The organism is Nocardia sp. NPDC047648 (assembly GCF_040642815.1).
In the GTDB taxonomy this organism is placed as follows: Bacteria; Actinomycetota; Actinomycetes; order Mycobacteriales; family Mycobacteriaceae; genus Nocardia; species Nocardia gamkensis.
The window spans coordinates 102,533-114,963 of record NZ_JBEYSX010000021.1 but is presented as its reverse complement, the minus strand read 5'-3'; the positions used below and the strand labels follow the sequence as shown (position 1 = coordinate 114,963).

The window sequence follows — 12,431 nt, the reverse complement described above, 5'->3', positions numbered from 1 at the left end:
GCCGAACAGCTGGTCAGCTCACTCGTCGAGCGCGCCGGGCGCGGTCTTGCTCACCTGCATCAGGAACTCGAGGTTGTTCTTGGACTTCTTCAGACGGTCGATCAGCAGATCGATCGCCTGGTGCGAGTCCAGGCCGGACAGTACGCGGCGCAGCTTGTGCAACACCGCCGCCTCGTCGGGGCTGAGCAGTAGTTCGTCCTTGCGGGTACCGGACGGGTTGACGTCCACCGCGGGGAACACTCGCCGCTCCGCGATCTTGCGGTCCAGCTTGAGCTCGGCGTTACCGGTGCCCTTGAACTCCTCGAAGATCACCGTGTCACCGGTCGACCCGGTCTCCACCATCGCGGTGGCGATGATCGTGAGCGAGCCGCCGTTCTCGATGTTGCGCGCCGCGCCGAGGAACCGCTTGGGCGGGTACAGCGCGGTGGAATCCACACCACCGGAGAGGATTCGGCCCGAGGCGGGCGAGGAGTTGTTGTACGCGCGCCCGAGCCGGGTGATCGAGTCGAGCAGCACGACGACGTCCTTGCCCATCTCCACCAGGCGCTTGGCGCGCTCGATGGCGAGTTCGGCGACCGAGGTGTGGTCTGACGGCGGACGGTCGAAGGTCGAGGAGATGACCTCGCCCCGTACCGAACGCTGCATGTCGGTGACCTCTTCGGGACGCTCGTCGACCAGCACCACCATGAGGTAGACCTCGGGGTTGTTGGTCGCGATCGCGTTCGCGATGTCCTGCAGGATCGTGGTCTTACCCGCCTTCGGCGGCGACACGATCAGGGCGCGCTGGCCCTTGCCGATCGGCATGATCAGGTCGATCACGCGGGTGGTCAGCTTGTTCGGCTGAGTTTCCAGCCGGAGGCGCTGGTTCGGGTACAGCGGGGTGAGCTTGCCGAACTCGGGACGGCGCTTGGCCGCCTCGACGTCACCGCCGTTGACCGTGTCCAGCCGCACCAGCGGATCGAACTTCTGGCGCTGGTTGGACTGTTCGCCGTCGCGCGGAGCGCGCACCGCGCCGGTGATCGCGTCACCACGGCGCAGGCCGTTCTTGCGGACCAGGTTCATCGACACGTAGACGTCGTTCGGCCCGGCCAGGTAACCCGACGTGCGGACGAAGGCGTAGTTGTCGAGCACGTCGAGGATGCCCGCGACCGGCTGGAGGACGTCGTCCTCGCGGATCTCGAGCTCACGGGCCTCGCCGCCACCGGTCTCGCGGTCGCGCCCACGACGACGCTCACGGAAGCGGCGTCCCCGCCGTCCGCGACCGCCTTCCTCGTCGTCACCGCCGCGGCCGCCCGCGCTGCCGTTCTGGCTCTGGCCGCGCTCGCCCTGGCCACGATCGCTCTGACGGTCGCCTTGGCCGCGCTCGCTCTGACGCTCGCCCTGGCCACGGTCGCTCTGACGGTCGCCTTGGCCCCGGTCACTCTGACCACGGTCGCGGCGACGCTCGCCGCCCTGGTCGGCGTCCTGCTTCGATTCGTCGGAACGCGTCTCGGCGGGTGCGGTCTCGGTCGCCGATCGCGCCTGGTCACGACCACGGCGCTGCCGGCCACGGCCGCGCTGGCCGCTCTCCCTGCCGGACTCCTCGGTGGTCTCGGTCGCCGTGGACGATGCCGAATCGGCCGCGTTCGTGGCGGCGGGCGCGGAATCGGCGGGGGCCGTCTTCGCCGGGGCGGGAGCCTCGGTGGGCGCGGCCGAAGCCGCGGGCGTCACGTCGAGGGTCGCCTGCTCGGCCTTGGCCGGCGCCGCGGAAGCGGCGGACTTGGCGGGGGCATCGGCTTTGGCGGGGGTGTCGGCCTTGGCGGTTACCGCGGACTTGGCCTCGCTCTTGGCGGGCTTTTCCGCCTTGGCTGCCGCCGCCCTTCCGGCGGCCTGATTCTCCTTGATGGCGGCGATGAGATCGCCCTTGCGCATCCCGGAGGTGCCTCGGATACCGAGCTCCCCCGCAAGCGCGCGCAACTGCGGCAACAACATTCCAGTCAGCCCCGATCGTGCGACGTCGGTGTGTTCGCTCATCTTCGAAATCTGTCCGGATTCACTTTCGCGGTCGCCCGTCGGGTTCGATTCCACGCCGGGTGTCGCGAGCAGGTCCGTATCTGTCACGGAAATCCTTTCCTTCCCTCGATCGCCGTGTGCTGTTTCGAGGGTTCGTCCCGCAGCCCGGGCATTCTGCCGGACTGGGATGCGTCCGTCCGGGCGCTGTGTGCCGTATCACCTGCTCCGCCGGACCGGCGGCTTCTCCACCATTGGTGAAAGGTGGGGAGAGATCATTCCAGTTGCGCAGCTACGCAGCACCCCCATGGCCTGGAGGCTCGAGCCTGGAGCCTGCTGGAGCGATTGCCCTGATGAAGCACCGGCGTCTGATGCGCACGATGTACGGACTTGCCCAGGATAGCTGTCCATTGCGAATCTCGGCAAGACAGACTCGCCGTCAGTCGACCAGGACACCTTCGGCGATTCCCGGCTCCACCACGCGCAGGCCGTCGGCCGCCGCCAGTTCGCGCAGTTCCGCTGGAAATTCGCTGGTACCCAGGGCCAGGATGGTCGGGCCCGCCCCGGAGACGGTGGCCGCGATCCCCGCCGTGCGCAGGCGGGTGATCCAGGCCGTGGTCAGCGGTAGCGCGGGGGCACGCTGGGCCTGGTGCAGACGGTCCGCGGTGGCCGGCATCAGCAGGTCGGGACGCTGCGTCAGCGCCACCACGGCCAGCGCGGCGCGGCTGACGTTGAACGCGGCGTCGCCGTGCGGCACGACGTCGGGCAGCAGGCCGCGGGTGTGCGCGGTGGACGAGCGCTCCTCGGGGATCAGCACGATCGGACGCACCGCGGGATGGGCCTCGAGCCGCACCGCGCGGTAGGTGCGGCCGTGGTATTCGGTGCCCGGAGCCTCGTCCGCCGGACGCTCGCTCTCGGTCCACGAGACCACGATCCCGCCGAGCACACTGGCCGCCGCGTTGTCCGGATGACCCTCGAATTCCGCGGCCAGCTGGACCATTCGGTCGGCCGGTGTGGCCAGCGCCGGGTCCAGTTTCGCGGCGAGGGCGCACCCCGCGGCGAGTCCGCCGACCACCGCCGAGGCCGAGGAGCCCAGCCCGCGCGAATGTGGAATCACGTTGCGGCACACCACATCGAGGCCGTCGGCCCACACACCGGCCGACTCCAGGCCGCGCTCGATCGCGCGGACCACGAGATGTGAAGGGCCCCATGGCACATCGTCGGCGCCCTCGCCCTCGACCCGGACGGTGAGCCCGGAATCGGTGGTGCGCACCTGGATCTCGTCGTAGATCCCCAATGCCATACCGAGCGAGTCGAACCCGGGACCGAGGTTCGCTGTGGACGCGGGTACCCGCGCGGTCACGGTCAGACCGGCGGGCAGCGTCGCGCTCATGAGCTGGCTCTCGCGCGAATTCAACTCAGGCCAGCTCTAGTTCGGCGGCGACCGCGACCGGGTCGACCGAGATCGGCTGCACCTGCGGCATGCCCGACAGCGCGGTGTCGGGGTCCTTCAGGCCGTTGCCGGTCACGGTGCACACCACGGTGAGCCCGGAGTCCAGCCAGCCCTCCTTGCGGGCGGCGAGCACACCGGCCACACCGGCCGCCGACGCGGGCTCGACGAACACGCCCTCGGTGGCCGCGACGAGGCGGTACGCGTCGAGGATCTCCTCGTCGGTGGCGGCGCGGAACGCGCCACCCGACTGCTCCTTGGCCTCGACGGCGCCGTTCCAGGAGGCGGGCGCGCCGATCCGGATCGCGGTCGCGATGGTCTCGGGGTCCTTCACCGGTGCGCCGTTGACCAGCGGGGCAGCGCCCGCGGCCTGCACGCCGAGCATGCGCGGCAGCGCGCCGGTGACGCCGTCGGCGTAGTACTCCCGGTAGCCACGCCAGTACGCGGTGATGTTGCCCGCGTTGCCCACGGGAAGGGCGTGCACGTCGGGCGCCTTGCCGAGCACGTCGCAGATCTCGAAGGCCGCGGTCTTCTGGCCCTCGATGCGCGCCGGGTTCACCGAGTTCACCAGGCCGACGCTGGGGAAATCGGCGGTGACCTTGCGGGCGAGTTCGAGGCAGTCGTCGAAGTTGCCCTGCACCTGGATGATCTTCGCGCCGAGCATGACCGCCTGGGCCAGCTTGCCCATCGCGATCTTGCCCTGCGGGATCAGCACGGCGCAGCTCATGCCCGCGCGGGTGGCGTACGCTGCGGCGGATGCCGAGGTGTTGCCCGTGGACGCGCACAGCACCGCTTGCTGGCCGCGGTACTTGGCGTCGGTCATCGCCATCGTCATGCCGCGGTCCTTGAACGAACCGGTCGGGTTCAGGCCCTCGACCTTGAGGTACACGTCGCACCCGGTGATTTCGGACAGGTGCGGCGCGGGCACCAGGGGCGTGCCGCCCTCGAACAACGTGACCGGCTCCCAGTCGGCCGCGCCCGCGAGCCGGTCGCGGTAAGCCGCGATCAGGCCCGGCCAGCGGGAATGCACTCCTGCCTGGGGCGCGACGCCCGTCGTACGGCCCCCCGGCTCCCGGCCGCCACCCCTCATGGAGTCGCTGCGCGACGCTGTGGTCATTCTTCGGTGCCTTCCAATCTCAGAACGCTGGTCACAGATGTGACGGATGCCATTTCCGCCAGGGCGGCCACGGTGTCCGCGAGCGCCGACTCCACTGCGTGGTGGGTCACCACGACGAGGCGCGCACCCGAGCCGTGCCCTTCTTGACGGACGGTCGAGATGCTCACCCCGTGATTGGCGAATTCGCCCGCCACCGCCGCCAGAACCCCGGGACGGTCCTCGACCTGGAGGTTGACGTGATAGCGGGTGGGCGTATCGCCGATCGGCGCGATCGGTAGCTCAGCATAAACCGATTCGCCGGGAGCGCGACCCCCGTAGAACTTGTTCCGGGCCGCCATCACCAGATCGCCGAGGACGGCGGAAGCGGTCGGAGCGCCGCCTGCGCCCTGCCCGTAGAACATCAGCCGCCCGGCGTTCTCCGCCTCGACGACGACCGCGTTGAAGGCTCCGGTCACCGCGGCAAGCGGGTGCTTGCGCGGAATGAGCGCGGGGTAGACGCGCACCGAGACGCGCTCTTTGCCGCCGTCCTCCGGTCCCGGCTCGCCGGGACCCGCGTCCACCCGCTCGCAGATGGCCAGCAGTTTGACCGTGCAGTCGAGCGCCGAGGCGGTCTCCAGATCCTCGGCGGAGATCCGCGAGATCCCCTCGCGGTACACGTCGGCGGCGGTGACCCGGGTGTGGAAGGCCAGCGAGGCGAGGATCGCGGCCTTGGCCGCGGCGTCGTAGCCCTCCACGTCGGCGGTCGGATCGGCCTCCGCGTAGCCCAGCCGGGTGGCCTCGGCCAGCGTCGCCGAGTAGTCGGCGCCGGTCTCGTCCATCGCGGAGAGGATGAAGTTGGTGGTGCCGTTGACGATGCCGACGACCCGGTTCACCCGGTCGCCCGCCAGCGACTGGATCAACGGGCGCACCACGGGGATGGCGCCCGCGACGGCGGCCTCGAAGTACAGGTCGGCGCGGCTGCGCTCGGCGGCGGCGGCGAGTTCACCGGTGTAGTCGGCCAGCAGGGCCTTGTTCGCGGTCACCACAGATTTGCCCGCGTTCAGCGCGGCCAGGATCAACCGGCGCGGCGGATCGATGCCGCCGATCACCTCCACCACCAGGTCGACGTCGTCCCGGGCGACCAGTGCGTCGGCGTCGGTGGTCAGCAGACCCGCGGGAAGACCGCGGTCGGTGTCGAGGTTGCGGACCGCCACACCGCGTAGCACTACGGGGGCGCCGACGCGGGAACGCAGGTCCTCGGCGTGCTCGCGCAGGATGCGCACGACCTCGGTGCCGACATTGCCCATGCCCAGGACCGCGACACCGATCGGGCGATCGGTCCCCCACGCACCCTTGTTCGCGTTCGCCGTCACGCTTCCACCTCCAAGCTGAGCAGGTCCGCCACCGTCTCCCGGCGAAGGATCAGGCGTGGCTGTCCGTCCCGCACCGCGACGACCGCGGGACGGGTCAACTGGTTGTACCGGCTGGACATCGAGTAGCAGTACGCGCCGGTGGCGGCGACGGCGACCAGGTCGCCGGGGCCGACATCGGCGGGCATCCAGGTGTCCCGGATGACGATGTCGCCGCTCTCGCAATGCTTTCCGACGACGCGCGCGACCACCGGCCCGGCCTGCGACGACCGCGAGACCAGGCGGCAGTCGTAGTCGGCCTGATACAGCGCGGGCCGGATGTTGTCGCTCATACCGCCGTCGACGCTCACGTAGCGGCGGCGCAGGCCACCGTCCAGCGAGACGTCCTTGATGGTGCCGACCTCGTAGAGCGTCACCGTGCCGGGCCCCGCGATGGCACGGCCGGGCTCCACCGCGATCACCGGCGTGGGCAGGCCCGCGCGTTCGGCTTCGGCCGCGACCAGCTCGCGCAGGTTCGCGGCGAACCGGTCCAGCGGCGGCGGGTCGTCCGACGGCAGATACGAGATCCCCAGTCCGCCACCGAGATCCAGCGTCGCGATCTGCGCGGTGCGCTCGACGCCGAACTTGTCGATGGCCTCCCGCAGCAGGCCGAGCATGCGCCGCGCGGCGATCTCGAAGCCGTCGATCTCGAAGATCTGCGAGCCGATGTGGCTGTGCAGGCCGACCAGGCGCAGGTTGTCGGCGTCGAAGACGCGCGCGAGCGCCTCCATCGCGTCGCCGCCCGCGATCGAGAAGCCGAATTTCTGGTCCTCGTGCGCGGTCGAGATGTATTCGTGGGTATGGGCTTCCACCCCGACGGTGACCCGGACCAGCACGTCCTGCACCACGCCGGCGCGGATCGCGACGGCTTCCAGGCGCTCGATCTCGATGAGCGAGTCGACCACCACGTGGCCGACACCGGCGGACACCGCCGCTTCCAGCTCCTCGACGGATTTATTGTTGCCGTGCAACGCGATTCGCTCCGCGGGGAAGCCCGCGTGCAACGCGATGGCCAGTTCGCCGCCGGAGCAGACGTCCAGCGCCAGGCCCTCGTCCCGGATCCAGCGGGCGACCTCGCCGCACAGGAACGCCTTGGACGCGTAGTGGACTCGCGCGTTCGCCCCGAAGGCGCGGACCATGTCACGGCAGCGGGAACGGAAGTCGTCCTCGTCGACCACGAACAGCGGAGTGCCGAACCGCTCGGCCAGCTCGTACACCGGCACGCCCGCCAAGTGCACGATGCCGGCCTCGTCGCGAGTGGCGTTGCGCGGCCATACGTTGGCGGGCAGGTCGATCATCTGCTTCGGATCGCTCGGACGCTCCGGCAGGTTCGGCGCGTGCGGAATCTCGGCATGCCGTGGACCGGCGGGATGCGCGCTCATTCTCCCACCTCGCTGTGCTCGCTCACTGAGCCTTCCTTCCTCGCTGTGGTCGACCGGCCGGTCACATGCGCTCCGGCGCGCCGACGCCGAGCAGGGCCAAGCCGTTGGCCAGGACCTGGCGGGTCGCGTTGACCAGAGCGAGCCGGGCCGCGTTCGTCGGGGAGACGGGGTCGTCGCCCAGCGGCAGGACGCGCAGGTTCTTGTTGGTCTGGAAACGGTGGTACGCGCCGGCCAGCTCCTCCAGGTAGCGGGCCACCCGGTGCGGTTCACGCAGGCTCGCCGCACCGGCCACCACGCGCGGGTACTCGCCGAGGGTGCGGATCAGCTCGCCCTCCTCCTCCGCCGACAGCAGCGCGAGGTCGGCGGTGACGGAGTCGTAGTCGAACTCGGCGGCGTTGCGGGCGATGGACGCGGTCCGCGCGTGCGCGTACTGCACGTAGTAGACCGGGTTCTCGTTGCTCTGGCTGGCCCACAGATTCAGGTCGATGTCGATGCTCGAGTTCACCGACGAGCGCACCAGCGAGTAGCGCGCCGCGTCCACGCCGATCGCCTCGACCAGGTCGTCGAGCGTCACCACGGTGCCCGCCCGCTTGCTCATCTTCACCGCGACGCCGTCGCGCAGCAGGTTCACCATCTGCCCGATCAGCACCTCGACGGTCGCCGGATCGTCGCCGAAAGCGGCCGCGGCGGCCTTCAGCCTGCCGATGTAACCGTGGTGGTCGGCGCCGAGCATGTAGATGCACAAGTCGAAGCCGCGGGAGCGCTTGTCCTGGAAGTAGGCGATGTCGCCTGCGATGTAGGCGGCTTTGCCATCGCTCTTGAGGACCACCCGGTCCTGGTCGTCACCGTATTCCGAGCTGGCGATCCACCAGGCGCCGTCCTTCTCGTACAGGTCGCCGGAGTTCTTCAGCCGCTCCACGGCCTGCTCGACCGCGCCGGAGGCGAACAGCGAGCTCTCGTTGAAGTAGACGTCGAAGTCGGTGCCGAACTCGTGCAGCGACTCCCTGATGTGCGCGAACATCAGCTCGACGCCCTCGGCCCTGAACACCTCGAGGCGCTCGGCCTCCGGCTTGCTCAGCGCGTCCGGGTGCGCGGCCAGGATCTTGTCGGCGATCTCGCCGATATAGGCGCCCGCGTATCCGTTCTCCGGGGTCGGCGCGCCGGTGGCGGCCGCGACCAGCGAGGCGGCGAACCGATCGATCTGCGCCCCGTGGTCGTTGAAGTAGTACTCGCGCACCACGTCGGCGCCCTGCGCGGCCAGAATGCGGCCCAGCGCGTCGCCGACCGAAGCCCACCGAGTGCCGCCCAGATGCACGGGACCGGTCGGGTTGGCCGAGACGAACTCGAGGTTGATCCGGGTGCCCTTCAGCGTCTCCGCGGTGCCGTACGCGGCGCCGGCGGCGAGTATCCGCTCGATGATCGCGCCCTGCGCGGAGGCCGCGAGGCGGATGTTCAGGAACCCGGGCCCGGCGACTTCGGCGGCGGCGACGCCGTCGGCCTCGGCCAGCGCGTCGGCCAGCCAGGTGGCCAGGTCACGCGGCTTGGTTCCGGCGCGCTTGGCCACCTGCATCGCGACATTCGTGGCATAGTCGCCGTGTTCGGGGTTGCGGGGGCGTTCCACGGTGACCTCGTCGGGCAGGACCGCAGGGTCCAGTCCACGTTCGACAAGCACCTTCGCCGCTGTCGAGCGAAGGAGATCTGCAAGGTCAGCTGGAGTCACGAGTCTCTATCCTATGGTCTTGGCGGGTGTACACCTCGGGGTGGGCACTGCGCAGCCAGCGGATCCATCAACGTCGAAAGAGCACACTGAGCGATGCCTAGCAGTCCCAGCGCCAAATCGGCCAAGGCCGCCAAGGCCGCGGCGAAGTTGTCAGATCCCCGCAAGCGAGGCAGACAAGGACAGCTTCCGAAGAAAACCCGGCAGATCCCCTGGCCGGCCATCGGCGCGGCCGTAGTAATCATCGCATTGATCGGCGCACTGGCTTACAACCTGGTCCCCAAGTACCGGGAAAAGGCCGACCTGGACAAGTACACGCCGAGCGCGCAGAAGAAGGACCCCTCCGACGGGATCGCGGGTGTGGTGAAGAAGGAATACCCCGCCGGTCTGCACATCGCGTCCAACCAGCGCGTGGCCTACGACCAGGCGCCGCCGTTCGGCGGTCCGCACGACCAGTCCTGGGCGACCTGCACCGGCATCGTCTACAGCAAGCCGATCCGGGTGGAGAACGCGGTGCACTCCCTCGAACACGGCGCGGTGTGGATCGCCTACAACCCGGACAAGGTGAACGCCGACGGCATCGCGACGCTGAAGGCGAAGGTCGAGGGCAAGCCGTACACGATGATGTCGCCTTACCCCGGCCTCGATTCCGCCGTCTCGCTGCAGTCCTGGGGTCATCAGCTGAAGCTGGACAGCCCGGACGACAAGCGCGTCGGCCAGTTCATCACCGCGCTGCGGCTGAACAACTACGCCTACCCCGAAGTGGGCGCCGACTGCTCGACCATCGTCTTCGACACCGACAACCCGCCGCCGTTCGACCCGACGCCGCCCGGACCGGACGCGGTGCCGATGGACGGCAAGGGCCTACAGCAGGACCAGTCCGAACTCGGTGGTGTGCCCGGCGGCCTGCCCGGTGTGCCCGGCGTTCCCGGTCTTCCCGGCCTGCCGGGTATGCCCGGCGCTCCGGTGCCCGCGCCGCCCGCCCCTGCCCAGCCCGCCCCCGGCGCGGGGCAGTAGTGGCCGACGATCGGAATCGCGGAGCTTCGGCTGCGCCCGGTGATCCCGATGCCACCGGCTCGGACCGAGGCGAAGCCGCGAGGTCCGGTGGTGACGAAGCCACCGGATCCGGCGACCGCGCGGCGTCGACCGAACCCGGCACTCGTGCGGTGGCCGGGACCGGTGGTAGCGAAGTCATCGGGTCCGGCACTTCCGAAACCGTCGGCTCCGGCAGTTCGGAAAGCACCGAATCCGGCACTCGTGAGGTCACCAGGCCGGACAGCCGCGAATCCACCGGCTCCGGCACTCCCGAATCCACCGGCTCCGGCACTCCCGAATCCACCGGATCCGGCACTCGTGAGGTCACCGGATCGGGCGGTCGCGACGTCACCGGATCCAACGAACGCGCAGGTCGCGACGCGTCGCGCGAAAGCACCGGGGTCGCCAAGGAGGCTCACATTTCGGTCGACAAAGCACCTATCGGGTCCGGCACGGGCGAAGCACCAGCCGGATCCCACGATCGCGAAGCGACCGGTTCAGATGCCCGCGAAGCACCGGCCGGGTCCGGCATCGGGGGCCAGTTCCGCCGACAGCGCACCGCGCTGCTGACCCTCGGCATCATCGGGGCCATTCTCATCGGCTTCGCGATCGGCGTCCTGGCCCGGATTCCGCTGGACAGGTCCCCGGAACCGGATCCGGACCCGGTCGACGTCGGTTTCAGCCAGGACATGTCGGCGCATCACGCGCAAGCGGTCGAAATGGCGGGCGTGGTGCTGGTTCGTTCCACCGACACCGAGGTGCGCCGTCTGGCCTACGACATCCTCACCACCCAGCAGAGCCAGATCGGGCGCATGCAGGGGTGGTTGCAGCTGTGGGGCGAACCCGCGCAGGGCCTGGACGGGTTCATGGGCTGGATGACCGAACCGATGGGCGGCCACGACCACGCCGGGGCGGACATGCCGCATCACTCCGGCCCGGTGTCCGCCATGCCCGGCATGGCCACGCCCGCCGAACTCGCGGCGCTGCGCCAGGCCACCGGCCCCGCCCTGGACACCAAGTTCCTCCAGCTCATGCTGCGCCACCATCAGGGTGGGCTGTCGATGATCGACTACGCCGCCCAGCACGCAGCCACCACAGCGGTGCGCACCCTCGCCGAAACCATGGCCACCACCCAGCGCGGCGAATCCGATCTGATGACCACCATGGTCACCGCCCGAGGCGCCGCCCCCCTCCCCTGACCCGAAACCACACCGCCGCCCGCGCTTTTTGGCGGACGGCCACCGATACGATAGGCTGACCCAGCCCGATCGGACCGCCTCCCCGGCCCCGACCGAGTCCTATCCCGCCCTCGTAGCTCAGGGGATAGAGCGTCTGCCTCCGGAGCAGAAGGCCGCAGGTTCGAATCCTGCCGAGGGCACGCGACGCAATGGCTCCCGACCAGATTCTTCTGGTCGGGAGCCATTGTCGTTCATGCCTTCGTTGCGCTGCGCTCAGCTGCTGCCGAACACGCCATGCGGTATGAAGCTGTGGAACAGACGCCACAGCGGATCGTTGCCGCGACCACGGTCGTGATCCCCCGGCCAATCTTTGCCTTGGAAGTCGGGACGGTCGTCCCATCGGTCATGCCCGATTTCCGTACCGACGGCAGGGGGCGTCGCCGGAGCGGCCGAGGCCGGAATCGTCGATATCGTCAGGGGAACGGCGGCGATCGTTCCAGCGACGAGTGCGCGGGCCAATATCCGACGCGCAGCGGTGGATGTGGTTGCCGAGAACACCGGCAGATCCTTTCTAGCGACAGTGAAGCATGCACCCATCCGCCTCGATCGAGGCGACAGGAGCAGGCCGAAGATCGACAGCGCCCGGGTACGGGTGTCGAGGCACCGGCCCGGGTCGACCGTACCCCGATCTTGTTACAGGGGAACCGCACGGGGCGAAACGCCTACTCCCCGGCTATGCCGTCGGTGCCGCGTCAGTCCAGTAGGCGGTGGCAGACGCTCGCATCCGCGCCACGGCCGTATGCCCGTTCGAAGTCCGCGTAGTCCGGATCTATTTTGTCGTCCAAGTAGTACGGGACGAGAGCCGCCTCGACACTGTTGCACACCCATGCCTCACCAGATCCGCTGTTTCGCAGCTGGAAGGTGATCCAGTGGTGGCCGGTGAGAGGAGCGCCCGCCGAGGCCGTGCATTCGCGACCTTTGACGGAGCCGAACTGAGGTAGGTCGATCGTGTAGCCGCAGGTGTAGGTCGGCAGAGTTCGGGCCTGCGCGGCGGGGGCGGTCACCAGACCGGCGGTGGCGGCCAGCAGGAATATCGGCAGCCCGAGTCGGGCCGGGCGGGTCGTTTTCATCACGGGTTCCTGTTCGAAAGAGAAATCAGTACTTCTCGGCACTCA

The 12,431-nt window shown here is 69.4% G+C and carries 10 protein-coding genes and 1 tRNA gene; 3 read left to right on the top strand and 8 right to left on the bottom strand.

Annotated elements, in window-relative coordinates; translation table 11 throughout:
- Positions 1-18: 18 nt before the first annotated feature.
- The 6 genes from rho to argS all read right to left on the bottom strand — a co-directional run bounded on the left by rho (position 19) and on the right by argS (position 9,046).
- Positions 19-2,013 (bottom strand): transcription termination factor Rho, encoded by a 1,995-nt coding sequence (gene rho, locus ABZ803_RS32260; protein WP_357045151.1) that lies wholly within the window; start codon positions 2,011-2,013, stop codon positions 19-21.
- Positions 2,014-2,428: 415 nt separating this feature from the next.
- Entirely contained in the window at positions 2,429-3,382 is a 954-nt protein-coding gene (thrB, locus tag ABZ803_RS32255; RefSeq protein WP_040865176.1) for a homoserine kinase, read from the bottom strand.
- Positions 3,383-3,407: 25 nt separating this feature from the next.
- A complete protein-coding gene (gene thrC, locus ABZ803_RS32250) occupies positions 3,408-4,529 on the bottom strand; it encodes a threonine synthase (RefSeq protein WP_357045180.1) in 1,122 nt (373 codons plus the stop codon).
- 23 nt (positions 4,530-4,552) lie between these two features.
- On the bottom strand, positions 4,553-5,908 hold the full coding sequence (locus tag ABZ803_RS32245) for a homoserine dehydrogenase (RefSeq protein ID WP_083863263.1): 1,356 nt from the start codon (positions 5,906-5,908) through the stop codon (positions 4,553-4,555).
- Positions 5,905-7,326, bottom strand: a complete 1,422-nt coding sequence (gene lysA / locus ABZ803_RS32240) for a diaminopimelate decarboxylase (protein WP_357045149.1) — start codon at positions 7,324-7,326, stop codon at positions 5,905-5,907. The genes ABZ803_RS32245 and lysA overlap by 4 nt, the downstream gene beginning before the upstream one ends.
- Before the next feature lie 61 nt (positions 7,327-7,387).
- Positions 7,388-9,046: an arginine--tRNA ligase gene (argS, locus tag ABZ803_RS32235; RefSeq protein WP_357045147.1), complete on the bottom strand. Its 1,659-nt coding sequence runs from the start codon at positions 9,044-9,046 to the stop codon at positions 7,388-7,390.
- Positions 9,047-9,139: 93 nt separating this feature from the next.
- Between argS and ABZ803_RS32230 the strand changes: the two genes are divergently transcribed.
- From ABZ803_RS32230 to ABZ803_RS32220, 3 genes are all read left to right on the top strand, one after another.
- Complete coding sequence (locus tag ABZ803_RS32230; RefSeq protein WP_357045145.1) at positions 9,140-10,060, top strand: DUF3105 domain-containing protein; 921 nt, start codon at positions 9,140-9,142, stop codon at positions 10,058-10,060.
- A 548-nt stretch (positions 10,061-10,608) separates the two neighbouring features.
- Positions 10,609-11,277: a DUF305 domain-containing protein gene (locus tag ABZ803_RS32225; protein WP_357045178.1), complete on the top strand. Its 669-nt coding sequence runs from the start codon at positions 10,609-10,611 to the stop codon at positions 11,275-11,277.
- Positions 11,278-11,383: 106 nt separating this feature from the next.
- Positions 11,384-11,456 (top strand) — tRNA-Arg (locus ABZ803_RS32220).
- 73 nt (positions 11,457-11,529) lie between these two features.
- On the opposite strand, the gene ABZ803_RS32215 is transcribed toward ABZ803_RS32220, so the two are convergent.
- The gene (locus ABZ803_RS32215; protein ID WP_357045143.1) at positions 11,530-11,814 is read right to left on the bottom strand and encodes a hypothetical protein; all 285 of its coding nucleotides are present in this window, start codon (positions 11,812-11,814) and stop codon (positions 11,530-11,532) included.
- A 194-nt stretch (positions 11,815-12,008) separates the two neighbouring features.
- The gene (locus ABZ803_RS32210; protein ID WP_357045141.1) at positions 12,009-12,386 is read right to left on the bottom strand and encodes a hypothetical protein; all 378 of its coding nucleotides are present in this window, start codon (positions 12,384-12,386) and stop codon (positions 12,009-12,011) included.
- Between the last annotated feature and the right edge of the window lie 45 nt (positions 12,387-12,431).

Coding starts and splice junctions, on each gene's coding strand:
- rho (WP_357045151.1), bottom strand. CDS start 2,013: ATGAGCGAACACACCGACGTCGCACGATCGGGGCTGACTGGAATGTTG.
- thrB (WP_040865176.1), bottom strand. CDS start 3,382: ATGAGCGCGACGCTGCCCGCCGGTCTGACCGTGACCGCGCGGGTACCC.
- thrC (WP_357045180.1), bottom strand. CDS start 4,529: ATGAGGGGTGGCGGCCGGGAGCCGGGGGGCCGTACGACGGGCGTCGCG.
- lysA (WP_357045149.1), bottom strand. CDS start 7,326: ATGAGCGCGCATCCCGCCGGTCCACGGCATGCCGAGATTCCGCACGCG.
- ABZ803_RS32230 (WP_357045145.1), top strand. CDS start 9,140: ATGCCTAGCAGTCCCAGCGCCAAATCGGCCAAGGCCGCCAAGGCCGCG.
- ABZ803_RS32210 (WP_357045141.1), bottom strand. CDS start 12,386: ATGAAAACGACCCGCCCGGCCCGACTCGGGCTGCCGATATTCCTGCTG.